The organism is Terriglobales bacterium, from assembly GCA_035651655.1.
Taxonomy (GTDB): domain Bacteria; phylum Acidobacteriota; class Terriglobia; order Terriglobales; family Acidobacteriaceae; genus DASRFG01.
In genome coordinates this window covers 165604-192318 of sequence record DASRFG010000014.1, presented here as the reverse complement: position 1 = coordinate 192318, position 26715 = coordinate 165604, and the positions used below count along the sequence as shown (strand labels likewise).

Here is a 26715-nt window from a genome sequence, read left to right as displayed (position 1 = left end):
ACGCAAGATATGGGCATTTGTAGGAGATGGAGAGACGGACGAACCCGAGTCCATGGGCTCGCTAACACTGGCCGCCCGCGAAAAGCTCGATAACTTGATTTTTGTGATCAATTGCAACCTGCAGCGGCTGGATGGCCCGGTGCGCGGCAATGGAAAGATCATCAACGAGTTGGAGGCCGCGTTCCGCGGGGCCGGCTGGAACGTGATCAAGGTGATTTGGGGCTCAGGTTGGGATGATCTCCTTGCCCGCGATAAAACCGGCCTCCTGATGAAGCGAATGGAAGAGTGTGTGGACGGTGAATATCAGAACTTCAAGGCAAAAGGCGGAGCTTACATTCGCAAGGAGTTCTTTGGGAGGTATCCCGAGCTTTTGGACCTGGTCGCCCACATGACGGACGAGCAAATATTCCGTCTGCATCGCGGCGGACACGATCCGCAGAAGGTGTATAACGCTTACAAAAAGGCTGTGGAAAATCGGAATGCCCCAGTAGTCATCCTAGCCAAGACGGTCAAAGGATACGGCTTGGGGTCAGCCGAGGCCCGCAATGCCACGCACCAGGAAAAAAAGCTGAACGATGAGGCCCTTGTAGCTTTCCGTTCGCGCTTCGAGATTCCTATTCCTGAAAAGGCCGCTAAGGATGGGTCTCTCTACAAGCCTCCAGATAAGAGCGAGGAGATTGTTTACCTGCGCGAACGCAGACGAGAGCTGGGGGGATCGATTCCCCTGCGCGAGGTCCGTCCCTTGAATTTTGAAGCGCCACCGCTGGAGGATTTTTCGGAGCCTCTGGAAGGCTCGGGAAAACGCGCGGTCTCGACAACTATGGGATTTGTCAGCATGTTGCGCCATCTGCTGAAGGACCCGAAGATCGGCAAGTATGTAGTGCCGATTGTTCCTGATGAGGGCCGGACGTTCGGCATGGAGTCCATCATCAGGCAGGTAGGAATTTACGCCAGCCAGGGCCAGCTTTATAAGCCCCACGATCAGGACATGCTCCTCTATTACCGGGAAGAGAAAGACGGGCAGATCCTGGAGGAAGGGATTACGGAAGCGGGATCCATGGCCTCGTTCACGGCGGCAGGCACCGCGTACTCAAATTACCGAGTGCCGATGATTCCCTTCTTTATTTATTACTCGATGTTTGGATTCCAACGCATCGGCGATCTCATTTGGGCATTTGGGGACGCGCGCGGCAGAGGCTTTTTGCTGGGGGGCACGGCTGGCCGGACAACACTCTCCGGTGAAGGGTTGCAGCACCAGGATGGGCATAGCGTGGTGCTGTCGAGCACCGTGCCGACCTGTGTCACCTATGATCCCGCGTACGTTTATGAAATAGCCGTAATCGTCCAGGACGGACTGCGGCGCATGTACCAAGAGGGAGAAAACGTCTTTTATTACCTCACGCTTTACAACGAAGATTACGCTATGCCGGCGATGCCCAAAGACAGCCGGGAAGGCATCCTTCGCGGAATCTACAAATTTAAAAAGGCGAGCGGCAAAGCCACGGTGCAGCTTTTCGGCAGCGGTCCAATCCTGAACGAGGCACTTCGCGCCCAGAGCATTCTGGCAGAGAAATACGGGGTGCAGGCGAATGTGTGGAGTGTAACCAGTTACAACCAGCTGCGCCGCGATGCGCTTGAGACGGAGCGGTGGAATCTGCTGCACCCGGCGGAGCAGCCCAAACGGCCGTATATCCTGACTGCCCTGGAAGGAAACGAAGGGCCGATCATTGCGGCCACCGATTATATGAAGGTTGTGCCTGACCAGCTGGCGCCCTGGCTTAGCGGAAGATTGGTGAGCCTGGGAACCGATGGTTTCGGACGAAGCGACAATCGTGAGCATCTCAGACGGCACTTTGAGGTAAACGCGGAAGCAATCGCCGGCGCGGCGCTGTCGCGCCTCTCACGCGAGTGCAAGTTCGATCCGAAGCGAGCAAAGAAAGCCTTCCAAGAGTTGGGTGTAGATACCGAGAAGATAGACCCGGCGCGGGCGTAGGAGCGCCTGGAAACGTGGTTCGCTTCAGGTACAGCTAACACTAGTGCTTTGTCGCAGGCATTAAGACCACTCCGAAGTGAAACGGTACGTTCGCGCGGAGATGTTGCAAGACAACGCTCTTTCCAAGGGCGGAAACCTCACTCCCAGGAAACGCCCTTTCAACTGTCTGATTAAACGAAAAGGTCAGGCCGTCAATATTACTGCCTGAAATGGCTTCGATCTCGAATGAGTGCGGGCCTGACGGACGCACTTTCCAGTGCAGCTCGTCACGCGCTTTCCAAAAGCGGGCGAATGCTGACATGCTCAAAGCCGAGATATCGGTAGGTAAGCGGTCGAGAATTTCTTCCTCCCCCGTGAGCTTATCCTCGGCATTGTTGCTGTGGACAAGGAGCACGCTGGGGGCGTTGTTATCGGCGTTTGCGTTGATGAGGTCGAGGACACGATCCATTCGGGATGTAAGTGCGGACTCTTCGTCCTCGATGGTCACGGGGAATTCGTATACCTGAGTTTCCTGCATCATTCCCAGATCAAGGTTGAGTCGGTAAGGGAAGTTGGTGAGCACGTCGTCGGCAGTGAAAGATGAATCAAACTGATAGCCGCATCGCTGCAGCGCCTCCGGCAAAGCAGCGGGGACGCGCAGGTGACCGGCACGAAAGAAGGCGGTCTGCTGGTTCAGCTCGCCATCCAGCAGGCTTTTGCTGACACAAGTTTCCCCAAGAGCGGTGGCTCCGATAAAGGAGTCGAAGCCGGTCGCATGGGGACGGTAATTGCTGTAACTGACATTTGCCCAACCCAGCTTGACATGATTGAAACCCCGCGAGTGAATTACCGTATGGCTCCCGATCTCGTCGCCTTCCGACTTCAACTGCCGGAGTAGATCGAGGTTAGGGGCAATAAAGAACGCATGGCTGTTGTAATCATCCAAATACTTGGTTTGCACAAAGAAGGTGCTCTTTAGGCCTCGTTTTTGCTCTGCTCTCGCAATATCAAGAGCGGGGCGAAAGGAATACTCCCAGTCCACATCGTGCGAGAGCATGAGGACTGACCGTTTGCCATCCGGAATGGTGGCGACTCGAATCCCGCCTTCAGAATATTGCTCATACCACGCACGAAGAATCAGCAGCCACACATCGGCTCCGGGCTCAAATCCGTTTACGTAAATGCGCTGGGCTTCATAGTCACGATTCTGCTGATCTCGTAGCACGACGTCATTGAGAGCGACCCCGATAAGATAAGCTCTCCCCTTCCCAAGCTGCTTGCTGATAATGGCAGCGGAACCATCGTCGAAACGTGCGACAGCCACGGCGGAGGTATCTGGAGAATATCCATTGGTCCAGATGACCTCCGGGATTGCCGTTGAGCCCAATTGAACTTCTTTCTCCTCGGGCCGGTCGAGATAGCGCAGAACCGGGTCATCAACATCGGCGAGTACCATGCGATGCCGGGTCCGGAGAGGAACACACGCAGTAAAACCAAACACTGACTTCAGGCCTCCCCAAAAGACATTCTGAGCAAAGATATTTCCCCCGTCTTCTACGAATCGCTGTATGAGCTGTGCCTCATCCGGGCGGAAGCTTCGAAAATCAATAGATGGATAAATCAAGACAAGCTTGTGGGCCAAGGCGCGGTGCAAGTCACGAGTAAGAAAAAATGGAATGCCCATGGCTTTGAGGACGCGAACCGGGGTCAGGGCGGTGTCTTCTCCAGGTGTGATCAACACCGCGATCTGGGCGGCAAATGTCTCGGGATAGGATTGGAAAAGGTCCGCGCCCTTACTCTGGCGCGGAGCGATGGTCAGCTTGGCGGCGTGCAGCGGTGGCGCCGGCTCTCTTGGCACAATATACGGCGATATGGCCATAGCCACGAAAATCAAGACAGCAAGAATGGCAGTGGCGGCCAACAGCTTGGGCTCGGGAACTTTCATCGTCGTACCCAAAAGGTTATTTCCAAATGGTCAGGCGTAGCCAGGAAATCGAATGCGCACGAGCTAATTTGGGTATTAAGGAGAGGGATGCTGCCAGAAAAAGAAAGGGAACGAGCAAAGCTTATTCACTCGTCCCCGCATGGTCGGAGCGACTAGAAATTCTGGGGCGAAGCGGCATCCGCACGTGCATCTTCGGTGCGATCGTCGTGGTTGGCCTGCTCCTGTTCATCACGGCCTTCCTGCGCGCCTTTGGCCTCGTTTTGGTTCCTTTCGTCACGCTCTCCTACTTGTCCTTCCCCTTCCTGGTTTCTCTGGTCTTGCTCGCCTACCTGGCCCTGATCACCCGATTGGTGTTGCTCCGGGCCCTGGGACTGATTCCCCTCTCCCTGCTCCTGCCCACCTTGATGCGACTGTTGGCCCAGCGGTCTGGCAGCAGCTTTTGCGGATGGCCCCAGGCAAAGCGCCAGGGCGATGCCCATAGTTACCGATAATTTCTTCAAACGAGTGATATTCATCTTTCCTCCGGAAGGGCGGTTGGTTCGATGCCCTAACTCACACCTACAAGGTAAATCTTAACACTTTAAGCCTCATGCGAGAACAGTTACGGAGAGTACGGCCGCACGATTACTGAAGTAACTGACTCTTGCTCAATTTTCTCGTTAATTTGGACTCCGCTTGCGCGGCAACTGGGACCAATAATGAACGACGCATGATCGAGGCTTGTTTCACCGTGTGGGCATGCCCATTGGACAGATGCCTACTTCAGTCGTGGATGCTACCGTGATTGCACCGGAGACAATAAACAAGATGAGACTAGTTCAATGCGGTTGGAAGGCACTTGTAGTCTTGGTCGTGTCGCTCGCCTCGGCCACGTTACATGCACAAACGGTGGACCAGGTCCTGGCCCAGTCAGCAGCTGATTTTCGGCAACAGAATTACAAACACGCCATCCACTTGTTGGAAGAGCAACTCAAGCAGTCGCCCAGCGATCGTCGTCTTCGAATGGAGCTGGGTCGAGCTTATCTTTACGATCATGATGATGAACGCGCAATGCGCATCTTTCAAGAGCTTCTCCGTGAAGAGCCCTCTAACCGGCTGGCTAAACTAGAACTGGCGCGTGCCTTGGGGTACCAGCGGGAGTATGAGCGCTCGAATCAGTTTTACCGAGAACTCCTTGACACAAATCCAAACGATGAGGCGGCATCTGCCGGCTTGGTGCGAAATCTGATCCACCAGAGACGGGATACGGAGGCTCGGGCAGAGTTGGATCGAGCGCTCAGCCGTCATCCAGAAAGCGCTCGGCTTCAGGACCTCAAATCTCGCCTGGAAAGCGGGGGGCGCGAGAACGGGAGTTTGGAGGCAAAGAGGAGCCGTCTCCAGGGAACCGAGACTTTCTTTACCGATTCTGCCAGCAATCGCATGTGGAGGTCATGGCAGCAGCTTGACACAAAAATAGGCTATGGCTTTGCCAGCCGATTGCAAATGGAGGAACGCTCGCTGTGGGTAAGCGGCGGACCAAAGGCCAATGTGATTTCGGGCATTGAAGATATCAGGTATAGAGTGAACCGCTTTCTCCTTGTGGATGCGGGCGGAGGCCTGGTGCGGTTTGCCGACAGCAGCCATAAGGCTCTGTATCGCGGCGAGTTGGAATCGCATCCCTGGAGACGGCTGCGCCTGATTGCAGGTTTTTCCCGTCTGCCGGTTTCTCCCACCGTCAGGGCTAGCCAGTTCGATCTGCTCAGAGAAGGGTGGTATGGTCATGCGAACTGGAATTCGAGTGCATGGCGGCTGGACGCCCATTGGTCCCACCAACACTATTCCGACCACAACCTAGCCCGCCGTGAAGGAGCGGAGCTGATCCGTTGGCTCGGCGGACCTCGCCTTTCGATAGGGGGCGGTTACGAGTTCAATCACCTGCGCTTCAGCCAAAATCTTTTGCATGGATACTTTGATCCCAACACCTATCAGAGTCACCTGGGAGTAGGCGGGGTTCGGCTTCAGTACAAGAAGTTTCGCAGCGAATACCTGGCCCGGGTCGGTGGAGAATCTATCTCTGCGGCGCCCTATCAGAAGGCGTGGGAAATATCGCTGAGAAATTCAGCCAGGCTGGGCAATTGGGACCTGGGCGCAGACTACTCTTATTTTCATCTAGCGCAGAACACCGGCGCGTTCACCGCTCACATGCCACACGTATTTGTCGCTTATAGCTTTTGATAGCTGTCTCTTATTGCGTGGGTAAGATAGGTCGAAGATTGCCCATAGTCGCAAGGACCCGATTCTCGGGCGGATGATTCCCCTGAAGGGACAGCTCGCGGTAAGGGCTTAGAAGTTATTCAATTTAGCTGAGCCCGTCATGGTAACGACGGATTGCACATGGCTTTGCAGATCCTGATAGCGAGCCATGAGATTGACTGTAATTTGAACGGTTCGAATAGCCGCAAGGTTAGCAGGACTTGCTACGTAATCGGCCGGGAGAGCAACCGCGGTCCCGTTGGCGTCGAATGCGGCAAAAACCGGTGGGGTTTTGTAAGCAGCATAAAATACGTCATTGGCGACTGTGGCTCCGCCACCTACCGCAGTCACACCAGCAATCGCTAGTCCCGCCCCACCGTTACCCAAGCCTCCACTATTGATTATCCCGTCTACGCTTGAGTTGTAACTGGTCAATTGTGCGTTGGGAGCAGCATTCGCCTTCAACACCACACTACGCTGTAAGCTACAGGGACAATTGCTGGCGCCACCGATGGCATTGCCGTTATTGTCAAACAGAGTGTAACGAACGCTCTCTACGGCACCATCGCCATCCATATCGCCTTCGAACCAAAGCTCCGAAGCCGAGACTCGAACCAGACCCACGGCAACGCGCGAGTCATTTGCGGGTGGTACGGCCAGGATTGCTGAATCGTACATTTTCTGGCCAGGATAGCCGGCTTGGTGGATGTCGCGCGTGATCTGGTCGAGAAATTCACGACCCTGCTGCGTGGTATCAACTTTCTGCTCTTCCGCTCTGTAAACCTTTTGTGAGTTGTTGATGTAGCCAAACACCACACCCAAGGTCAACGTTAGAATGGCAACGCTGATCAACAATTCCAAGAGTGAAAATCCGTGCTGTGAACGGTTCAATGATGACATGGGTCGCATAAGATCTAATGACCCCCAATGGTACGTAAGGTAACTGGCAGCGCGAATAACTTTGCGCGATTCGCCCCAAGGGTAGTACCAACCGACGTTTGACGCGCCGAAACGGTGATCATCTTGGTAGCTGCTGATACGGTTGTGATGTTCCAGCGGACATCGTATGTAATCTGCCGTCCTCCGCCACCGCAATACACATACAGCATTTTGTAATTGGCCGGCACAGCGGCATAAGCCTGAGTGAAATCAATATCGCCAGTTACCGCGGAGAGGGTAGCTCCGAGACCGACGCCAGCCGCGCCGGTGGTAGCAATGTTCCAGACGGCTGCGCCATTGGGATTGCAGTCAGTAACCGTGAGGACCGGGTTGGCATCAGCGGGGGCGGCTGCAATCTGGTCGAGCACCCTCTGGGCCAGCATTGTTCCCGCAGTATCCGTCTTGGTTTTGCTGTTGGTCATGGCAGCAGTCACGAACAACAGCATGGTTGCTGACATGCCTATGGCAAGGACGGTAAGCGCAATCATCAGCTCGATCAATGTCATACCAAGCTGTAGACTGCGGGTGCGTTGTGCCTGATCAATTGGGACTTGCTGGCGACCCATAAGTTGACCTCTAGTATTTCCAGGTACTGCTAGCTGAATTCCAGCTCCATACTTTGGCGCGACCGACAGGGCTGACCGATATTGCGGCCCAGCCGTTGCCACTCGTTTTCGCGTCTTGCAAGAACACAACGAATCCGACCGGAGTGTTGCCAGCATCCCAGTTGCTGCAGATCCCGGCCTTCATGACACAAGGTAGTCCTCGGTTATTGAACATCACCGGCACTGCTGCCCCTTGAGGCGCGAAGCCGAGGGTCCCATTGGGCATAGCTGGATTGCCACCATTGGGCAATGACATGTTCACGGGTAACTGGATCAATCTTTCGCCGTTGTTTTGCACGCCGTTATTATTGAGGTCAACGAACACCTGCGTGTAATTGATCCCGCCCTGGTTGGCTACCACTGAGCGAACCGCGTAATACTTATTGTCACGAATCGCAAGGGAACGAGCTCGTTGCATGAGGCCCTCGACGTCCATGGCTGCGGTCCGCATCCGGTAAGTCTCGATAGAATTGAAGAAGGAAGGTAGCGCTGCGGCCGATACAGCGAGCATGATCGCCACAACAATTACCAGTTCCAGCATCGAGAAACCATTACGTCGCGGATTGGAGTGCTTATGCCTCATAACACTCATTGAAGTTAAAACAAAGTCCCATACCGGAACAACGTAACCGAGGTACCCTAAGGAGTGAGGACCAAAACCCGAAAATTGGTTACTAGGGTAAGGTTTCGTGGGACAGGACTTAGCGGTAGCCTTAAGAGTGGAAAAACGTGTTCTACGCCGCTGTGGCGAGTTATGGAAGGTGGGCTAGGAGAATGAAGCGTTCATTGGATAATAATCAGCGCGGAGTAGCTTTGCTGATATGCCTTTTCTCGTTGATGATCATCACGGCAATCGCCCTGGGAATGATGTACATGGGAGATACCGAATTAAGAATCAACGATAATTACCGGAATTCGCAAAAAGCCTACGCCGCTTCCAGGGCAGGCCTGGAGGAAGCCCGCGACCGCATGCAATTGGGCTCACCATTTCCGATTACGCGGCCAGCGAAGGTTCCTGTGCCAACCGGTGACATCGTATATCTTCTGAACCCGGCAGGCGCCACCGACCCAGTGCAGCCGTGGAACGTGGCCAACCCATATTTCGACACAGAGCTCTGCCAGGAAGGCTTTCCCGGCTTAGGGTTGGCTGACCCTGGCCCGGGCGTGCAATGCAATAGCGTACCGGCGGGAGCAGGGTGGTACACCACGGTCAACAGCATATCTCCATTTACCAATACGGCGGCGGCCTTGAACTACAAGTGGGTACGAATCTCCCTCAAGACAAACTCGACCGCCGAGCCCGTGTTCATCAATGGCAGCGCGGCCGCCGGCACGGCGGGCACGCAAGCTTGCTGGACGGGCAAGAACGAAGTATTGCTTCCCGTTGGCAAAGCAAACTGTGCGGCAGCGGGTTATGTCGACCTGTACGTCTTAACATCATTAGCGGTAATGCCGAACGGATCACGCCGGATGACGCACATGGAAATTGCACCCGCAGTTCCGGTGCCGGTACAGGGTGCGATTTACTCCAATCTAGCGCAAAACTACGGCGATGCTTTGAACGTGACGGGAAATACAGACCCTGTCTGCTCGGCTCCTAGTGTCTACGGAGGTGTCTCAGGGTCAACGATTACTACTCCCGGAGGCGGAAACATAACGGGTTCGCCCGCCGGTACGAAAGCGAATGCCACGCCGTTTCCTTACAACCTGAATCCTGCAGACCCCACCTCAATTGTGAGCGTGCTGCAGGCGATGGCACAGCCGATTGATGCTGCGGGAACGGGTGTAACCGGTAGCGGATCGCCAGCAACTTACACTGGCCCACACGCAACTTTGGGCACTATTCCCACGGTTACTTACAACGGCAACGGAGACGTCACCGCGATCTCAGCGCCAGGCACCTCAAAGATGTATTACTCGCCGGGTAATCTTACGCTGGGGACTAATACCATTGGCGGAGCCCCGGTGAACGGACAAGGGGTACTCGTGGTGAACGGCAACCTGACGCTGAACATCACCAACGGAATGAACTACTTCGGGCTAATCATCGTCACCGGAAATATAACCATGACGGCCAACGGTGCGGTTGCAGCCGGAGCAAACTTTCACGGTGCGATCATCAACGGCGGCACTTTTAGCGCACCCATGAGCAACCTCTCTGGCAGCGTCTTCGTACACCAGAATGCCTGTATGGTGCAGAAGGGCCTGGACATGCCGCTGAACGAGGTCGCTTCGAGTGAGCTGCCTTACTGATGTAGGTAGCTTTTGAAAGTAACAGTCCGTGTGGGCCTCTGAGATCACCTCAGGGGCCCACAACCTTTAGGGCATAACACTTCGCATCAACAAAGTTATTGTAGGGCAGTGAGCACAGATTAGGGGCTTCTTGTAATTAAGACGTTGAGGCCGGATCCTTCTAACCAGTCACGAACGTACTTCACGAAGTAACCTTCCGAAAACCTAAAACGTACACAAATGCGACTAATGGTTGCCCAGAAGTAAGTAACTGTCTTAGTAACCACCAAGACCGCCTCTTATAACTTCTTAAGATCCGAGAACATCAAAAAACAGCTCCACAATTAGTTCAACTAATGATCTGCTGCGGCTCCGACAGTAACCCTCAATAGGCGGCAAAAGTACTCCGCCGTAGATTACTGCCGACAGATGTTAAACAGAGGCCCTGTTGCTACTCTGAATCCGCACTGCAATGGCCTCGGCCTGAGCAGGGAGGTACTTCAGATGCTCGATCGCAAGCAATTCCGGCGCACCTCGTTGCCGTTAGTTGCAGTTTTGGTGTGTCTGTTTGTAGGACAGGGTTATGCGGCGAGTAGCGCTGTATTCGGACCCAAGGTTTACGTCCGCAGCAAACAAGGCCCGACAGCTAAAAGCGACAACTTCTCCGTAAAGGATCAAGGGCGAGCCTACTCTCTGCGGGTAGTGAACGGGAGTGGCGAGCGGAGTAACGACTGGGCTTCGGATGCGCAGATCAGCATCAATGGTGTGGTGGTCGTGAAGCAAGGCGAATTTAACGAACACAAGCGAAAGATTGACAAACACCTTCGATTGCAGAAGTCCAACACCGTCGCTGTCCAGCTTGGGACCAAGGTCGGCGGAACCTTCACTCTGCAGATTCTTGATGGAGATAACGGCCAGCACGGTGATGATGGCGACAATGGCGACCATCATGGTCAAGGAAATGGTCCCACTATTACCGCGTCTGTTTCTCCAAAATCGAATGCAGCGGGATGGAACTCGACTCCTGTAACAGTAGCTTTTGCCTGCGCAGACCCGGTGAAGGTAGTCAGCTGCACCGCGCCAGTAACCGTTTCGACGGATGGTGCGAACCAGCTGGTCACCGGCACCGTGGTCAATGGATCCGGTAAAACAGCGAGCGTGAGTGTACGACTAAATATTGACCAAACAGCGCCGACCATCAGCGCAGCACTCACTCCTGCTCCAAACGCTCAAGGCTGGAACAATACCAATGTCACGGTGAACTTCACCTGCGCTGATTCTCTCTCCGGAATTGTAAGCTGCCCGGCACCAGTTGCCGTCACTTCTGAGGCAGCGAATCAGGCCGTGACCGGCACGGTGCAAGACGCGGCGGGCAACGTTGCGAGGGCGACGGTCCAGGTGAGCATCGATCGGACAATGCCTGCTATTAGTGCCTCCGCCAGTCCTGCTCCTAATGCGCAAGGCTGGAACAATAGCAATGTGACGGTGAGCTTCGTGTGTGGGGACTCCTTGTCTGGGGTGGTGAGCTGCCCAACCCCGATGCTGATTTCCAGTGAAGGAGCAAACCAGGTTGTCAGCGCAACCATACAAGACAAGGCGGGTAATTCCGCGAGTGCCAGTGTTCAGCTGAACATCGAATTGACTCCACCTTCGATTAGCGCATCGGTCAATCCATCTCCAAATTCTGCGGGCTGGAACAACACAGATGTCACCGTGACATTTGCCTGCGGTAACTCTCTCTCCGGCGGCGTGATGTGCCCACCACCGGCAACGGTCACGACAGAAGGATTGAACCAGGCAGTTATGGGTACGGTCCGAGACATCGCGGGTAACGCGGCGTCTGCGACTGCCAACGTGAGCATTGATAAGACCGCTCCCACCGTATGGATTACGTCCCCAGCGAACGGCGTGACGGTCTCCAACGATCAGCTACAAGTCCTGGGAACGCTGTCAGATGCTCTGTCAAAAGTAACCAACGTCTCATGCAATGGCATGCCGGCAAACCTCGGCAGCGCTGACTTCAGTTGCGTGCTAACCCTTTCTCAGGGCTTGAATACCATCGAAGTAATAGCCATGGATGCCGCCGGGAACAGCGGGTCATCTACAATCCACGTGACGTTCGGCCCCGGCCAACCACCCAGCCAAATTCAAATCACGCCAGTCTCAATTAACATGCTGGTGGACGAGCAACGGGCAGTTTCAGCGACCGACGATCTCGGCCGAAGCGTCCCTGCCAATTGGGATGTGGATGATAGAACTGTTTTGGAACTGCACAACGATGGCACCATGGTGGGCTTGAAGCCCGGAACCGTGAACATTACCGCGAGCTACCAGTCATTGACCTCTTCAACCCAGGTGACGGTAAGTTCCGGCCCGGCGCTGCCCCTGGGTACGCAGAGCTGGAGCTTGCAATCTCTGGATGTGATCAACAACTTTATTAACGGTTTTGTGAGTGCACAACCAAAGGCTAGTGGCTCACCTGATCTCTACGTGACGGAAGGAACTCCGACAGGGTCTCTGGCACGTGCGCTCGCTGCTGACGGTCACCAGTTGTGGACAGCCCCATTGCCAGCAGTCAGTTCCTCCTCAACCGCAACCTTCTCGTTTGATACGGTGCAGCTGCAGTCGGGCACACCAGATGGGGGCTTGGTGGTACGAGATGACCAGGTCTTCGATGATGCTGGATCGAGCTTCACGCAGTATTCGGTGTTCAAATTGGACCCCGCTGCACGCGCGGTTGCGTGGCGCTTCGACAGCTTGAACCCATTGGACTCCTCATGGGCCGTGCATTCTGGTGGGGACGTTTACTTCGTCCAGACCAGCGCTGCCGGTTCACCTGTAGCTGCCAATGTGCTCGTAATTAATGGCATGACCGGCCAGACCAAATTCACCATCCCGTTGCCACTGTCTTCGGATACATATCTGGACACGGTCAATGATCCAGTGAACGGTTTGGTGTGCGCGCCGGGCCAGAGCGTGGTCATCCAGAACCTTCCACTCCGAAGCTCGGCCTCGATATTGCCGGGTGGGAAGTTCTACCTTGCGGTCGAACCAACCAACACCACTTATCAAGGCTGCCAGCCAGGAGGCGGATTCGTAACGGTGAATTACTCTGATACGCTGCAGCTGCTTGCTCTGCAGTCTTCGGGTGCCTCCAGCTGGAGCACGTTGCAGCAGTTTAGCGATGCTGCCAACCCGATCAAGGCGCAGCCTAAGCAGGTCCGTCCTGACGGGCAAGGTGGCTTAGTTGTTGCATGGGACAAGCGCATAATGGCCACCGGCAGCCACCAGATCTGGATCTCACGCCTCTATAACGGCAGCAAAACTGACTATTCTCTGCCCTGGACCTCGAGCTTCCCTATTCCAGCTTTCATGGCGCTGGGTGAAGGTGGAACCATGTTCGCCCAGAACCGTGGCTTCCTGGGGCAGGTGCTGGCTTTCAATGTGAGCGATGGAACGCCCCTGTGGACGCGAGACGGTGCGCAGATCATGACTGCACAACAGGGCGGCGGAGTTGTGCTCACAGACAGCAGCGAAATCCTGTCCGTTGATGCAGGCGGCCAGTTCAGCGTGCTCTCCACCACGCTGGGTCTGTCCAGCTTGTCACATTTCTCCGGCTCAATATGGCTTGGCTTTGCGAGTGACGGCTCCTTGGCTGCGATGGTCGGACCGGCAGCTAACGAAGCCGCAACTAGCTGGCCCGTACTAGCCGGCAACGATGCCAAGCAGAACGCACCCCCTCTGCAATAATTCGAGGGGTACGAAAGCCGAAGTTGTCGTGGAGGGCTCGTCAGGTGCTGGTACCGACGAGCCCTCACGGTTTTACTGAACCTTCCAAGCTAAATCCTTCAGGTTACTAAGGTCACTGCTTTTCGCAGCGTCCAACACTCGTCCGCACGGCAATGACGGCCACTGCTTTAGTAACTTGGCTCTGCCAGCTGCAACTCATAACATTTTCAGAACAAGGACTTCATGGAGTGGCACATGCACGTCAGGGAGTCAGCTTTGACCAAAACGTCCGAAGGCAGCACGGCGTTCCAGACCCCGGACAGGCTCCGCAGTCCCTCGAAGCGGAGATCAATGCGGGGACAGTCATTGGTGGAATTCGCCATGATTGCGCCCTTGTTCTTCTTCTTGCTCTTCGGGGTAGTTGATTTCGGGCGCTTGTTCTTCGTGCAGATGACGCTGCAAAACGCGGTTCGGCAGGCGGGCCGATTCGCGATCACCGGCAACCATCTTCAGGATCCAAAGAATCCGGGACAGAACCTGTCGCGAGTTAATTCGATTATCAAGATAGCTACCGAGGCCTCAGCGGGATTGGACATCAGCGGAATTCAGATCTCAAGCGCTAAAGGCGGTCCGGGAAGTGCCGGCGGTCCGGGGGACACAGTAACGGTTTCAATCACTGATAATTTGAAATTGATCACCCCGATCATCGCTCAATTCTTTCCCAATGGAACGTACCGATTCACGGTGGGCGTGACGTTCAAGAACGAGCCTTTCTCGCCCTCACAAAGTAATTAGGAGACGAACACGTGGCAACGTCGCGACAGCAGGATTCACGTGGCCGGAAAGCACGCACACAGGAGTGCGGCCAGGCAATAGTCGAGTTCACGGCGGTGGTGCTGATGATGCTCATGCTGGCGCTGGGGCTGATTGATTTCGGCCGAGCCATCTACGAGAAGCAAGTGATCACCAACCTAACCGGCGAAGGATCGAATCTCGCGTCCCGAGGAACTGATTTTGCCGACACGATCACAGCCGTGATCGGAGGAGCGGCCCCGCTGGACATCAACAATAAGGGCAAAGTGATCGTCACCGCGGTATACAACAACAACGGGAATTATCGAATCACCCAGCAACTATCCCAGGGAGCATATTCGGCGAACAGCAGGATAGGACAGGGAGTTGGCTTCCCGGCGACTCTTCCCATCACGGCAGTCCCCATTCCTCAGCCCAAGCAGACGCTTTATGTGACGGAAGTCTTCTATTCATATCAGCCGATTACGCCGGTGGGGAAGATGCTCAACGTTCTTCTGCCAGCGACAATGTATGACGCAGCGTACTTCTGACCAGGAGGACGAGATGAACCTCTTTCATCGGCGGAAGAAAACAGGCAAGGAACACGGGCAAACCCTTCCCCTATTTGCCGCCCTTGTACCCATCATCATTTTGTTCGTGGGCTTCGCCATAGACCTGGGCTTTGCGTATGTCACCAAGGCGAGCCTCTCCAAAGCCGTGGATTCTGCGTGTCTGATGGGCATGCGGAACCTCTCCCAGGGACAGGGGCAGGCGGCGAACATCGCCAGAAGTACATTCGCCATGAACTACGGGGCTTCTGGCCGCGATAGCGGCCCACCGGTAGTTAATGTGGCCTTCAGCACGGATGCCAATAACAATACGCTGCTCACGGTTAATGCGACGGCGACGATCAATACCTTCTTCATCCGGATTCTGCCGCGCTGGAAGACCATGGACGTGGCAGCCAATTCCCAAGCCACCCGCGCTAAACTCGTGATGTCGCTGGTGCTGGACCGCTCCGGGTCAATGAGGAGCAATGGTGGCGCACAGGCGTTGCCTCCCGCCGTCAACACGTTTATTGATCTATTCGATGACGCCATCGACCGCGTGTCAATGATCAGCTTCGCCAGCAACGTGACCGTGAACGTGCCAATCCAATACAACTTCAAGACACCAATTAAGAATGCGGCGAACGCCATGGTATTCGCGGGCGGCACATTCTCTCAAGGTGGGCTGGCGGCCGGCCAGGCGCAGAACAACTCCGTCGTAGTGGCGCCGGGCGAGAACGTGGTGAAGGTGGCGGTATTCTTCACCGATGGCTTAGCGAACGTCATCCAAAACTCCCTGAACTGCAGCGGACGAGCAACGCTTAGAAATTTTGGCGGTTCCGACACAGGAACCGTCGTCGGCTTCTTTGATCCTGTTTCGGGCAACCAGCTTTGTTCAACCAGCGGAGGAACACCATCCTGCTGCGCGGGAGTGAGCCAGTTTCAGTCGGCGATAGATGGAACTTTCAAATCCTTTCTTCGCGCTAACGTAACTCCAGACGCCGATTTCCGCTCGATCCAGACAGCCAATGCCATGCGCGCGCAAGGCATGGTGGTTTACTCGATCGGCTTGGGCAACAGCATTAACAAGGTCTTTCTGCAACAGGTCGCGAACGATCCGGCCAGCCCTACATTCGATCCCAACCTCCCGCAAGGTGAAGCGGTGTTTGCGCCTACGGCGGCCGACCTGCAGGATGTATTTCAGACCATCGCCGCGAAGATCCTGCTCCGCCTGACGCAATAAGCGCGCCAGGTTGGCTAGCAGCGGCAAAGAGCCCAAGAGAACTTCGTCACAGTGGAATGTGACGACGATCACATTAAAATTAGGGAGTTTGGCTCAGTCTATTCTTGGAAACCGACTGATGGTTGTGTCTGGGTTCCACCTCTCGGCCCACTTCCTAGGAGTGGGCCTTTGTCTTTGTCTGGCAGCTTACCGCCATTCAGAAGCGCTTGGTCGATTTACATGTTTCTGCTGCCGACCTCAGCGGTCTGCAGAGAACCTCGCAGCGGACAATTGACCACCCTCAGAAGGTTATATAAGGTTGCGGCAGTTTGATGGCGCTGCTCACACCAGTTTGGCCGGACGACGATGGCCAGGACACCGCAGAATGGGCGCTTATTTTTGCTCTGCTGCTAGTGCTCGCAATTGGACTATTGAGGTTAGTGAGAGTAATACACTAGGAGTTGGCTCGCGGGCAGGTTGCCCGCGCTACATTTTGTCGTGAAGGAAAGTGTATCCCGAGATAGCCACTGCAAATGTCAGCATCGAAGAGGAAGCTTTGGATGCCATGGCCCTTACGACATAGCCATTACACAACACCCGACTGTTCGGCTGACCAGTAATTTCCTCGGGCATCTCGAAAATCATCTCCACATCGGCGTCCTGATCTATGCTCTGGGAAGCATGAAACAACACCCCAGACTGGCTGATGTTCTGGACAACGCCGGAGTTCCACTCCTCGGCACCCGTTTTTCTGAAGGTCAAGGGCGCGTTGAGACGCAGGCGCCTTGCACGTGGGCGCCAGTTGGAGCGTCGTCGGGAACGGTTCAATGTCTGCCCTGGAAGCTCCTGCTTATGACCATGCTCAATGCGCCCGGTACGGGTCATGGAATTCCAGTCGTAGAGGTACTCGGCGCCGCATAGTACACAAACCTGGTAGTAATCGCCTGTGGTGCGACGGCGAGGCCAGGCAAACTCATGGGAACAAAGGCGGTTAGCAATAGCGTCTATTAGTTTGGGAGCCATAGGTCGGCTGCGTCGCGGTTTCACACCCTGGCGCGAGCACGCCTGAAACCATGGTATTCATCTGCAGGCTGTGAGCGTAGATGACCGTGGTAACCGGAGAATTCCAATGGGGGAAGTCCCAAATTGCATGTTTAGGTGTCAGGCGAGTTGTTCGCAGGCCCGCAGAGCTTCGTCTTCAGAAGCATAGATCTCGATTGCGGAGGCAATCCCAGTAAGGTTAAACAGCTCGCGACACCTGCGGTTCAGGTTGCTCAGCTTCAACGAACCACCCCTACGGCGAGCCGCGGCACAGAGCTTCGCCAGAATACCCAGGCCATGGGCGTCAATGTGGCTCACCAGGCGCAGGTTGAGCACGCACTGGGGGTAGTCGGAGAGGATCGCTTCGACCGTATTGCGCAGAGCAGTGGCTTCGTCGGCAAACACAATGCGGCCCACGCAGTGGATGACCGCCACGTCGCGCAATTTCGTAATATGCATACTTAATCTCACTGGTCCTCTCAGACGGCTTTTCTGCTTGGGAGTGGCTGCCCACGCTGCGGGCGCACCACTGATTAACAATTTATGACGAGTGGTCGCTAGTTTGTGCGGGTGTAGCACACTTTAGACGTCCCAAAGCTGTGGAAGATGTAAAGAATCACTGAACGGCTGAGATAAGCAGTCAGCGGAAGATCAGTGAAGCGAACAGCGGCGACCGGCGGGAAGAGCAAACCGGCCATCGCCGGCCGATTTGCTACACTGGCCGGCTCATGCTCCTTCCTCGGCGCAAAATATATGACGTCATTGTGATTGGGTCGGGCGCCAGCGGCGGCTGGGTGGCGAAAGAAGTTGCGGAGCGCGGTCTTGACACCCTGATGCTCGAGGCCGGCCCTCCGCGTGTACCCACGCGTGACTTCACGGAGCACGTTTGGCCCTACCAACTCAACTTTCGTGGTTTCGGCAATCAAGAGCAGCTGTTGCGCACACAACCGGTGCAACGTTTGTGCTACGCCTGCGACGAATACAGCCATCAATTCTTTGTGAACGACCTGGAGCATCCATACACCTTTCCAGCTGACAAGCCATTCATGTGGATCCGCGGCCGGCAGGTCGGGGGTAAGACATTCTGCTGGGCGCGGGAGAGCTATCGGTACAGCGACAACGAATTCAAAGCGGCGAGCCGTGATGGCTACGGCGAAGATTGGCCGATCAGCTACAAGGAGCTGGAGCCCTACTACGACCGCGTGGAGAGCTACATCGGCGTGAGCGGATCACGCGAGGGGCTGCAGCAGTTTCCGGATGGACAATTCCTGCCACCGATGAACCTCTCCTGCGGTGCGCTGCAGGCAAAGCAGGTGGTTGAGCGCCGGTTTGGCTGGCGTGTGATGCCTGATCGCGTGGCTAATTTAACGGTGCCGCATCGCGGACGTCCGGCTTGCCACTATTGCGACCAGTGTCAACGGGGCTGCTTTACAGCTTCTTACTTCAACAGCCCTTCCGTGACGCTTCCGGCCGCTGCCCGCACGGGAAAATTCACTCTGGTGAGCGATGCCGTGGTAAGCCAAGTGGTGATGGATGGCAGCGGGCGCGCGAAGGGAGTTCATTACATTGATCGCGTGACTCGCGAGAGTCGAGAAGTCTACGCACGAAGCGTGGTGGTAGCCGCGGGAGCGCTCGAATCCACGCGCATCCTGCTGAATTCGCAATCTCCGGCGTATCCGCAAGGTGTGGGAAATTCGACCGGCGTATTGGGCCACTACCTCATGGACCATTTCACGATTGAGGGCGCCGGCGGATTCATGTTGAATTTGCGGTCATCAAAACGGGAAGCGGTAGGGCGTCCGTGTGGGTTCATCATTCCTAAATATGTAAATGCAAATGGGGGTCACAACCGCAATTCGAATTTTGTCCGCGGATACCGCTTTGACGGTGACGGCAGCCAGGAGTTGTACGAGCATGCGTTTCTGATGCCGGAAGTAGGGGACAGTCTACGCAAGCGGGTGCGCGAGGAGATTCCCTACTACTTTGCGATTGAGGCCCAGGGCGAATGTCTGCCTCGCGCGGACAATTTTGTGAAATTGGACCCCAAAAAGAAAGATGCGTGGGGCATTCCTGTTCTCCACATCAGCGCTAGCTATGGAGAGAACGACCGGGCAATGGCAAAAGCTATGCGTCAGGACGTCAACGCCATTTTGGGCGAAATGAAACTGAGTGAAGTGACGGAGCCACGGAGGGAGCTCAGCGTATTCGGCAAGAACATCCATGAGTGTGGAACGGCGCGGATGGGGGACGATCCCAAGAAGAGCGTTGTGGACCGCAATTGCAAGGTGCACGACGCGCGAAACGTATTCGTGACCGATGGCGCGGTTTTTACCACCCAGGGCTGCTACGAGCCGACGCTGACCATCATGGCCATTTCCGCGCGCGCCGGAGAACACATTGCTCAAGCCTTTCGTCGAGGTGAGTTGTGAGCGAGCACCGGGAAACTCCCGAGGAACTTACCCGGCGGCAGTGGATATTGCGACTGGGGGAATTGGTCGCTCTGGCCGGGGTAAGTGGGCTGGTGCCTGAAACGGCTACGGCTTTAATTGCAGGCGAACAACAAGCCGCCGACCTGCCTCCAGGATTGTATGAGCCCTCAAGTAAGCACCTGATGCATGCGCTCAGCAGCGCTGAGAAGCTCCATCCGGCGATACCCGGCAGCGAGACCGAATATGTGCAGCCCGGTCCCGCGCCGTACCGGCCACAGTTCTTTGCTGCAGAAGAGTTCCAGCTCGTTACCCGCATGATCGAGGTCGTGCTGGGCAAAGTTGATGCGGCGGCCCTGGATCAAACTACGCATTGGTTGGACTTGTGGCTCCATTCCAGCGCAGGCGTGCGAGATGCTGCCCGGCAACTTGATGCTTCGCACCGCGCGCTCGCGGTCGCTTATTACGGTGAGACACCGGTGCGTGAACTCGAAACTGCGGATCCGCAGGCGGTTGCACGAGCGGGAATTGCGGCGCTTCAGGAGAGCGCGAAGCAGCGCTATGGCCGCGGATTTTTGCAGCTCAGCGAAGCCGAACAACAGAAACTGCTTTTCACAACCGGGCAGGGCGAGCCGGCGACGCCTCTGCAAAAGTTCTTTGACCTCGCCCGGCACCAAGCGATTCGCGGCTATTACACTTCTGCTGCGGGAATCGAAGAACTCGATTACAAAGGCAATACCTACTATCCAGAATGTCCGGGCTGCGAGATTAAAACCTAATGCTTGGAAACGAGGATGCATGGATCGCGTGAGAGTGGGCATTATTGGATCAGCTTTTTCGTCGAACATTCATGCCGAGGCATTCCAGGAAGTTCCGAACGCCACAATAACGGCCGTATGCTCGCCGAATCGGCAAAGGGTTGAAGAGTTTGCCCGCAAGTGGAAGGTGCCGTTTACCGCAACCGATTATCGGCAGTTGCTGGAGCGCAAGGACGTAGACGCCGTAGTTATTGGCGTGCCCAACGACCTTCATCGAGAAATCGTGGTTGCTGCCGCGCAGGCAGGCAAGCACGTAATTCTTGAAAAACCGATCGCGCACACCTTGGCAGACGCTGAGGAGATGATTTCTGCATGCAAGCGGCACAAGGCCAAACTTATGTACGCGGAGACGATCTGCTTTTCTCCAAAATATGCCCGCGTGAAGCACTTGGTAGATGAGGGTGCCGTGGGCAAGGTGTACATGGTCAAGCAAGGTGAAAAACATTCCGGCCCGCACTCGGACTGGTTCTACGACATACGGCGCTCGGGCGGCGGAGCTTTGATGGACATGGGCTGCCACGGCATTGAGTGGGCCCGGTGGATGTACGGCAAACCAAAGCCAAAGAGCGTTGTGGCGCACTGCCAGCGCGTGCTCCACAGCGGACGCACCAAGGGTGAGGACAACTGCGTTGTGCTGGTGGAATTCGAGGGCGGAGGCACGGCACTGATTGAAAACAGTTGGGCGAAACAGGGTGGCATGGATGATCGGGTTGAGGTTTACGGCACCGAGGGCGTGATCTACTGCGACCTTCTGCACGGCAGCTCAATGGAAACCTATAGCTCAAAAGGTTATGGATACGCAGTGGAGAAGGCAGGCGAGACTAAAGGATGGACTTTCACAGTATTCGAAGAGGCGCACCTTTATGGGTTTCCGCACGAAATGCGCCATTTTATTGACTGTATTCTTGAGGACCAAACGCCAAGGGAAACTGGGGACGACGGGCGAGCTACGCTGGAGATCATTTACGCAGCCTATGAATCAGCCGGGACCGGAAGACGCGTGACGTGGCCTTACGCGCCCAACAATCCTCGTGAAGTCCCGGTGAATTTGTGGCTGAATGCGCAGCAAGAAAACGCTAGCGATGCTCGGGGATCGAAAAAGAGGACGGCAATTGGTTAATAAGAGAATCCGGAGTTTACCGCAAGAATAATGAGAATCCATCTAAGCTTTGTTCTGGCCGTGCTTGCGTTTACGCTGCCGTCGTTGGCACAGGACCGGAAGCCGAGTAACTCTCAACCCACATATTTGAACTTAACGACCCCTCGCCAGGTTCTTCCGGAGTCCCAGCAGTGGGAAGGTGATCAGTTCCCCCACACGTTGAGCGTGCTGGAACTCAAGCGTGGAGGGTTCCGCTATTGGGGATGGTATGGGTTGAATGAGGGTAGAGGAATCGGTTTAGCGCGCAGCAACGATCTGGTGAATTGGACAAAGTATGCACAGAATCCGCTGCTAACCAACGCACGCTGGCCGTCAGTACTGGCGCATGCGGACCGGAAACAACGCGATCTCCTCTACCTGGCGTTTACACGCGATTACGACACCCCAAGCAGCTATATTGTGCTGGGTACAACAGCCGACGGCGTTCACATCAAAGAGATTAAAATCCTGGTTCAGCGCGTCCCCAATCAGAGAAATCAGAATCCCAATTTGTTTCGCGATCCGCGCTCCGGCCGCTTTTACCTGACGTGGTACCGTGGAAACGATCGTGATCATTTTGAGATTGTCAGCCGCAACGCGGCCACACTGCAGGAATTAGACAAGGCTCCCGACAAGATCTTGATTACTTCAGAGCAGACGGTGGCTGCGCCAACGCTGCTCTATGTAAAGAACGCGAAGAATAGTAGCGGGAAGAGATCAGGAGCCTACTATCTGGCCACGGAAATTTATCCGCACCGCTACAGCGACAACCCTGAAGGCGAGTGGCAGGTGCAAGTGTTCGCAGCGGATGCTCCGGACGGTGATTTTCAACCGGTGCAGGCCGACCCAGTCTTGCGCGGACAACGGGCGTGCCTCTTCCAGCATGTTTTCCATGGACGGTTTTACGGGTTCGACTGCCACCTTGAGTTGCCGTCACACTGGATGCTCGAAGAGGTAGAGGCGCCGCTGCCTTAATCCAGTTTCTACCTGACCATTATCCGTGCGATGTTCGAGTAGGCAGACTCGCCGTTGGCATTCACCGCCCGCACGCGGTAGCCATAGGGCTGTTTCTTCAGGCCGGGATCGGCATACTCGGTTGCAGTGGCGGGTAATTGTTTGATTCGAGCCCACTGACCCCGCGTCTGAAGACCATCTCCAAGCTGCCGCTCCACGATAATTCCAGTCGAATCTCCGCCATGCACTTGCCAACTGAGCTTAGCGGCATTGCCGGCGAGGGAGACATTGAGCGAACTAGGGGCCTCGGGCAATACGGGCCAGTCAAAGTAGCTCTCATCGGTGATAGCCATAACACCGTCTTTGACGGGCACCATGTCCAACGTGTCATTCGTGCCCTGCTTCCACTCGACCGGCTTAATCTCTCCGGAAACAACATCCACCAGGACGGGATGGCCAATGCCTGTGTTCTTCAATGATACGGTCGCGAACAGCGGCGGGAAAGCGCCCCCCGGAACACTATGGGCCGCAAACCAGTAGGCGACAATGGCCTTGCCGGTCTTGTTTCGGAAGCCATAACTCATGAATGGGAACCCGATATGCCTCCGCAGCGCAGGCAGATCGGGGCTGGACATCTGAATAGACCCATCAAACCTGGTATCCGCGAACAAAGCGTTGGTATTCTGCAGAGCGTGGAAGACCGGCCGCGGTGTCCAGTCGGAGTCATGGTTTGTGAGACCGTGGAGGATGCCGAAATCATCGTACTCGTTGCCGTCGGTTCCGGCAGTCAGCAACCATACGAAGGTTTTGACGCCGGCCGCGTGGTTATAGATCAACCCTCGCGGTACGTACTTCGCCTGAACGGACTCATCTGAGCCTTTCCAGGTTGGAATGGAGTTGAATTCATCGTCGAAAAACGGGATGTCAGATTTGATCCCCGGATAGTGGGTGACCAAATCACGCAGCTGGCGAGGGGATTCGTTCAGGTAGGCACCGTAATCCATAGATTCGGGATTCATGTTCTGACCGTATCCGGGATAGGTGTGGTATGCGTACACATCAATTCCGGACGCACAGTTGCACGCGTCGAACGCTCGCTGCGTGTAGTCGGTACGGGGATCGGCCTGGCCACCATAAATGACTTTGGCCTGCGGATCGGCCTTGTGTACGGCCTCGATGAAAGGCCCGAGCAGCTTACCGAATAACTCCGGGGTATCCCAGGGATTCCAATAGCCAATATCTTGCTCGTTCCAGAGCGCCCAATACTTGATGCGATCGCGAAAGTGATTCACCATCCAGGCGCTGTAGCGATTAAAGGCGGCGATTTGCTCCGGTGTAGTAGGCGCCCAAAAAACAGAGTACAAGCTGCGGTCGTCATTGTGGAATGAACCGGGCTCGGGTGTACTGGTGTCCGGGAGTTTGCCGCTAGGCGAGGTGTACATTACGTTGCCATAGAGCAGCTGCACTTGAATCTTGACCCCGTTGTCCACTAGTGAATCCACAGCATCCTCCAGTTCGGGCGAGGAGGAGTACACGCCACGCTTTTGCTCGATCCAGTCCCAACTGGTTCGGTCGGAGCTGTTCTCGTATTGGCCGATGCGAATCCATTTGAAACCCGCGTCAAACATGCGGGTCCACCACCATTGGTTCCAAGGCAAGTACGGCTCGCGAGGAAGGTCGGAGTTGATACCGAATCCTTCCTGGATTTGGGAAGAGCGTTTCGGGGGAACGTGATCGGGCACCCGCCGCTGACCTTGTGCGACGCTCGGGGCATTGATGAATAGGATGACCACTGCAAAAGCAGGCAGAACAATGCTCGGCAGGGCAATGCTACGAAAACGACGAGATAGAGCTCGCATGTTTGTCTCCCAACGAAATTTTCGACAGCTAAACGGCCGAGATGACCGCACTAGTTAGCCGCCTCCGGCCAGCGGCAGTACGGCAGAACGAATCCAGTCTTCATCCTCGCCAGCGGGTACATTCTTGAAAAGCTCCCACGTCTCTGAATGCGAAGTGTGTTCTCCGGAATGCAACACCACCTTCGGCCCTAGCGTCTCCAGCTCGAGGAAGTCCGGATTGGTAAAGATTTCAAAATTGCAGCCAAAGTCGGGATACGCGGCCCCTGCAATTACCCGCGCACGCTTCACGAACAGAGTTCCATGCGAAAAGTAAGCACCCCAGCCGGCGGGATTGAATATACCTGTCATTTGCTCCGAAAAACGGCAGCGGGAGTTTATCCGCTGCAAAAGTTGAATGTATTCGGTCCCGAATCTCCAGCGTAGATCGGCCAGGTCGGTGAACGACCAGAGGGACAATGGACCGACCGGCAGATAGTGATCTTTGTCCATGGCGACGCGCGGAGGCAAAGAAAGTATGGCGCGACCTCCCGGCCGCATCATCGTGGGCGTCCAAGGCGCGAGCTCGGTGGATTCTTTCGCGTGGTTCGTGATCTTGTGCGTGAGCGTGACACGGGTGCCGACAGGGTCCATTGCAACTTGTAATTCTTTCTGCAGATTCGTGCCGGGCGCAAAATCCTCTGGTAGGGGCGTGAACCGAAATACGTCTCCCTGCTCGGAAAAGGAGACCGAACGGTTATCGGGAAAATACGTTCGCTCCAGTTCGGGTGACACCCAAAGCCGATGTCCGCCATACAGGCGGAATTCGCCACCTCCGCTCAGACCGGCATCCGCACCAACTTCATGGAGGATGTTGTCAGTTCCTGCGAATCCGTACCAGATAATCCTCGGACCAACATCCGCCAGAACAACCAGCTCCACTGTTCCGTTGGAAATCTTGTACGCGTTCTTCCATCCGCGATAGCTGATTTTCTCGACCATTTTGCCGGCCGAGGCCTCAACTGGCGGCGTGGGCGGGAGTGCGCTGAGAGCTGTTGGCAAGGAGTTCCTTGGCGCTTTGTTGAATTTTTGCGATGGCGGCCACAATCTCGTGCATGTCCTGCTCGTCGCCCAACAGCCCGGGCTGCGGGATCCAGACAGTTTCCCAGGCCGCGCGCTGGGTATTGGGGAACGGTCGCTTCAAAAATGCATGCTCTTCCTTGGCCTGCGGCCCACTCAAGCGTTTGCGGTATTCGTTGTTACGAAACATGTGCAGCTCGTGAAGCGGAGGATAGCTCGCCTGGTTAGGAACTCCCTCGGCGTTCATAGCTTCAATGAAGCGCTCGGTCGAAATACCGGAGAATTCCTTGCTGTTCATATGGAAAATGTACGCATACTGGCCATTCCGCGTGCAGCGCTCGTCCAGCTTCTGCGGCGTAATGCCCGGAATCTTGCTCAGCTCGCGATCGAGCACGCGTGCGTTCTGGTGACGCCGGCGGGTCTGTTCGTCCAACCTCGCGAGCTGCGCGGACAGCACAGCTCCCTGCCATTCGCTCAGCCGATAATTCGAACCGTAAATGAAGTGACTGTAGAACCACTCTCCCGGCATGCGACCGCAGTCGTGAACCGAACGCGCATTGCGCTCGAATGTGTCGTCATTCGAAATGATCATGCCGCCCTCGCCGGCGGTCATGAGCTTGCTGGATTGAAAGCTGAAAGTTCCGGCAATGCCGAACGTTCCGATGCGCTTTCCGCGCCACTCGCTGGCATGGGCGTGCGACGAGTCCTCGACCAAGGCAATCCCTTTAGGGGTGGCGAGATCTTTGAGCGCATCCAGGTCCGCGGGATGGCCGCCCATGTGCACGGCAATAATCGCTTTGGTGCGCGCAGTAATCGCAGCGGCAGTCGCCTGCGGATCGAGGCAATATGTATCGGGCAGGACGTCAACCAGCACCGGCAGCGCGTTGGCAAACAGCACAGCACTCGCGGTGGCAACGAAGGTGAAATCGGGAACAATCACCTCATCGCCGGCATTAATGCCGAGTGCGGCCATGGTGACTTCCAGCGCGGCGGTACCGTTGGTGACGGCGAGCCCATGGCGCGCGCCATGAAAACGCGCAAAGGCCTTCTCGAATTCCAGGGTCTTGGTTCCCGGCGTGCGCCACCAGACGCGGCTCTCCAGGACTTCATTCAAAGCTCTGCGCTCGTTGTCATCAAATTGCGGCCACAGAGGGAAAGGTTTGGTTTTTGTTTTCTTGCCGCCGAGCAATGCGAGCTGCGACATAGG

General features: G+C 55.6%; 21 protein-coding genes. 11 read left to right on the top strand and 10 right to left on the bottom strand.

Annotation, left to right across the window (positions count from 1 at the left end):
* Positions 1–1993 (top strand): pyruvate dehydrogenase (acetyl-transferring), homodimeric type (gene aceE, locus VFA76_06605; protein HZR31507.1); only part of this gene is annotated, 1993 nt, incomplete at its 5' end.
* Between the two features lie 40 nt (positions 1994–2033).
* On the opposite strand, the gene VFA76_06600 is transcribed toward aceE, so the two are convergent.
* Together VFA76_06600 and VFA76_06595 are read right to left on the bottom strand one after the other, a co-directional pair.
* Positions 2034–3917 carry a polysaccharide deacetylase family protein gene (locus tag VFA76_06600; protein HZR31506.1) on the bottom strand — a complete coding sequence of 628 codons (1884 nt, stop codon included), beginning with the start codon at positions 3915–3917 and terminating at the stop codon, positions 2034–2036.
* A gap of 152 nt (positions 3918–4069) precedes the next feature.
* On the bottom strand, positions 4070–4432 hold the full coding sequence (locus tag VFA76_06595; GenBank protein HZR31505.1) for a hypothetical protein: 363 nt from the start codon (positions 4430–4432) through the stop codon (positions 4070–4072).
* Between the two features lie 292 nt (positions 4433–4724).
* On the opposite strand from VFA76_06595, the gene VFA76_06590 reads away from it, so the two are divergent.
* The gene (locus VFA76_06590; GenBank protein ID HZR31504.1) at positions 4725–6131 is read left to right on the top strand and encodes a tetratricopeptide repeat protein; all 1407 of its coding nucleotides are present in this window, start codon (positions 4725–4727) and stop codon (positions 6129–6131) included.
* A 108-nt stretch (positions 6132–6239) separates the two neighbouring features.
* Here VFA76_06590 and VFA76_06585 read toward each other — a convergent pair whose 3' ends face one another.
* From VFA76_06585 to VFA76_06575, 3 genes are read right to left on the bottom strand one after another with little or no spacing between them, the layout of a single operon-like run.
* Positions 6240–7058, bottom strand: coding sequence for a prepilin-type N-terminal cleavage/methylation domain-containing protein (locus VFA76_06585; protein HZR31503.1), 819 nt, complete (start codon positions 7056–7058; stop codon positions 6240–6242).
* Between the two features lie 5 nt (positions 7059–7063).
* Positions 7064–7654 carry a prepilin-type N-terminal cleavage/methylation domain-containing protein gene (locus tag VFA76_06580; GenBank protein HZR31502.1) on the bottom strand — a complete coding sequence of 197 codons (591 nt, stop codon included), beginning with the start codon at positions 7652–7654 and terminating at the stop codon, positions 7064–7066.
* A gap of 10 nt (positions 7655–7664) precedes the next feature.
* Positions 7665–8276 carry a prepilin-type N-terminal cleavage/methylation domain-containing protein gene (locus tag VFA76_06575; GenBank protein ID HZR31501.1) on the bottom strand — a complete coding sequence of 204 codons (612 nt, stop codon included), beginning with the start codon at positions 8274–8276 and terminating at the stop codon, positions 7665–7667.
* Positions 8277–8467: 191 nt separating this feature from the next.
* Here VFA76_06575 and VFA76_06570 point away from each other — a divergent pair, with 191 nt between their 5' ends.
* The 5 genes from VFA76_06570 (at position 8468) to VFA76_06550 (ending at position 16237) form a co-directional block, all read left to right on the top strand.
* Positions 8468–9946, top strand: a complete 1479-nt coding sequence (locus VFA76_06570; protein HZR31500.1) for a hypothetical protein — start codon at positions 8468–8470, stop codon at positions 9944–9946.
* A gap of 483 nt (positions 9947–10429) precedes the next feature.
* Positions 10430–13675, top strand: a complete 3246-nt coding sequence (locus VFA76_06565; protein ID HZR31499.1) for a hypothetical protein — start codon at positions 10430–10432, stop codon at positions 13673–13675.
* Between the two features lie 222 nt (positions 13676–13897).
* The gene (locus tag VFA76_06560; GenBank protein HZR31498.1) at positions 13898–14449 is read left to right on the top strand and encodes a TadE family protein; all 552 of its coding nucleotides are present in this window, start codon (positions 13898–13900) and stop codon (positions 14447–14449) included.
* A gap of 11 nt (positions 14450–14460) precedes the next feature.
* Positions 14461–14997 (top strand): TadE/TadG family type IV pilus assembly protein, encoded by a 537-nt coding sequence (locus VFA76_06555; protein ID HZR31497.1) that lies wholly within the window; start codon positions 14461–14463, stop codon positions 14995–14997.
* Between the two features lie 13 nt (positions 14998–15010).
* Entirely contained in the window at positions 15011–16237 is a 1227-nt protein-coding gene (locus VFA76_06550; protein HZR31496.1) for a pilus assembly protein, read from the top strand.
* Positions 16238–16702: 465 nt separating this feature from the next.
* Here the strand turns inward: VFA76_06550 and VFA76_06545 are convergent, their stop codons facing one another.
* On the bottom strand, positions 16703–17239 hold the full coding sequence (locus tag VFA76_06545) for a PilZ domain-containing protein (protein HZR31495.1): 537 nt from the start codon (positions 17237–17239) through the stop codon (positions 16703–16705).
* 138 nt (positions 17240–17377) lie between these two features.
* Positions 17378–17716, bottom strand: a complete 339-nt coding sequence (locus VFA76_06540; protein HZR31494.1) for an STAS domain-containing protein — start codon at positions 17714–17716, stop codon at positions 17378–17380.
* A 269-nt stretch (positions 17717–17985) separates the two neighbouring features.
* Here VFA76_06540 and VFA76_06535 point away from each other — a divergent pair, with 269 nt between their 5' ends.
* Genes VFA76_06535 through VFA76_06520 form a run of 4 tightly spaced genes read left to right on the top strand, consistent with a single transcriptional unit; the run spans position 17986 to position 22614 of the window.
* On the top strand, positions 17986–19686 hold the full coding sequence (locus VFA76_06535) for a GMC family oxidoreductase (GenBank protein HZR31493.1): 1701 nt from the start codon (positions 17986–17988) through the stop codon (positions 19684–19686).
* Complete coding sequence (locus tag VFA76_06530; protein HZR31492.1) at positions 19683–20462, top strand: gluconate 2-dehydrogenase subunit 3 family protein; 780 nt, start codon at positions 19683–19685, stop codon at positions 20460–20462. The genes VFA76_06535 and VFA76_06530 overlap by 4 nt, the downstream gene beginning before the upstream one ends.
* Positions 20463–20481: 19 nt before the next feature.
* Complete coding sequence (locus VFA76_06525; GenBank protein ID HZR31491.1) at positions 20482–21621, top strand: Gfo/Idh/MocA family oxidoreductase; 1140 nt, start codon at positions 20482–20484, stop codon at positions 21619–21621.
* 30 nt (positions 21622–21651) lie between these two features.
* Entirely contained in the window at positions 21652–22614 is a 963-nt protein-coding gene (locus tag VFA76_06520) for a hypothetical protein (GenBank protein HZR31490.1), read from the top strand.
* Positions 22615–22622: 8 nt separating this feature from the next.
* On the opposite strand, the gene VFA76_06515 is transcribed toward VFA76_06520, so the two are convergent.
* The 3 genes from VFA76_06515 to VFA76_06505 are packed head-to-tail and all read right to left on the bottom strand — an operon-like array spanning position 22623 to position 26712.
* The gene (locus VFA76_06515; protein ID HZR31489.1) at positions 22623–24452 is read right to left on the bottom strand and encodes a hypothetical protein; all 1830 of its coding nucleotides are present in this window, start codon (positions 24450–24452) and stop codon (positions 22623–22625) included.
* A gap of 54 nt (positions 24453–24506) precedes the next feature.
* Positions 24507–25430, bottom strand: a complete 924-nt coding sequence (locus VFA76_06510; GenBank protein HZR31488.1) for a hypothetical protein — start codon at positions 25428–25430, stop codon at positions 24507–24509.
* A gap of 16 nt (positions 25431–25446) precedes the next feature.
* Complete coding sequence (locus VFA76_06505) at positions 25447–26712, bottom strand: DegT/DnrJ/EryC1/StrS family aminotransferase (protein HZR31487.1); 1266 nt, start codon at positions 26710–26712, stop codon at positions 25447–25449.
* Positions 26713–26715: the final 3 nt, after the last annotated feature.

Coding starts and splice junctions, on each gene's coding strand:
- VFA76_06595 (HZR31505.1), bottom strand. CDS start 4,432: ATGAATATCACTCGTTTGAAGAAATTATCGGTAACTATGGGCATCGCC.
- VFA76_06590 (HZR31504.1), top strand. CDS start 4,725: ATGAGACTAGTTCAATGCGGTTGGAAGGCACTTGTAGTCTTGGTCGTG.
- VFA76_06510 (HZR31488.1), bottom strand. CDS start 25,430: ATGGTCGAGAAAATCAGCTATCGCGGATGGAAGAACGCGTACAAGATT.
- VFA76_06565 (HZR31499.1), top strand. CDS start 10,430: ATGCTCGATCGCAAGCAATTCCGGCGCACCTCGTTGCCGTTAGTTGCA.
- VFA76_06550 (HZR31496.1), top strand. CDS start 15,011: ATGAACCTCTTTCATCGGCGGAAGAAAACAGGCAAGGAACACGGGCAA.
- VFA76_06540 (HZR31494.1), bottom strand. CDS start 17,716: ATGCATATTACGAAATTGCGCGACGTGGCGGTCATCCACTGCGTGGGC.
- VFA76_06580 (HZR31502.1), bottom strand. CDS start 7,654: ATGGGTCGCCAGCAAGTCCCAATTGATCAGGCACAACGCACCCGCAGT.
- VFA76_06585 (HZR31503.1), bottom strand. CDS start 7,058: ATGCGACCCATGTCATCATTGAACCGTTCACAGCACGGATTTTCACTC.
- VFA76_06525 (HZR31491.1), top strand. CDS start 20,482: ATGGATCGCGTGAGAGTGGGCATTATTGGATCAGCTTTTTCGTCGAAC.
- VFA76_06560 (HZR31498.1), top strand. CDS start 13,898: ATGGAGTGGCACATGCACGTCAGGGAGTCAGCTTTGACCAAAACGTCC.
- VFA76_06515 (HZR31489.1), bottom strand. CDS start 24,452: ATGCGAGCTCTATCTCGTCGTTTTCGTAGCATTGCCCTGCCGAGCATT.
- VFA76_06535 (HZR31493.1), top strand. CDS start 17,986: ATGCTCCTTCCTCGGCGCAAAATATATGACGTCATTGTGATTGGGTCG.
- VFA76_06545 (HZR31495.1), bottom strand. CDS start 17,239: ATGGCTCCCAAACTAATAGACGCTATTGCTAACCGCCTTTGTTCCCAT.
- VFA76_06570 (HZR31500.1), top strand. CDS start 8,468: ATGAAGCGTTCATTGGATAATAATCAGCGCGGAGTAGCTTTGCTGATA.
- VFA76_06575 (HZR31501.1), bottom strand. CDS start 8,276: ATGAGGCATAAGCACTCCAATCCGCGACGTAATGGTTTCTCGATGCTG.
- VFA76_06600 (HZR31506.1), bottom strand. CDS start 3,917: ATGAAAGTTCCCGAGCCCAAGCTGTTGGCCGCCACTGCCATTCTTGCT.
- VFA76_06520 (HZR31490.1), top strand. CDS start 21,652: ATGAGAATCCATCTAAGCTTTGTTCTGGCCGTGCTTGCGTTTACGCTG.
- VFA76_06505 (HZR31487.1), bottom strand. CDS start 26,712: ATGTCGCAGCTCGCATTGCTCGGCGGCAAGAAAACAAAAACCAAACCT.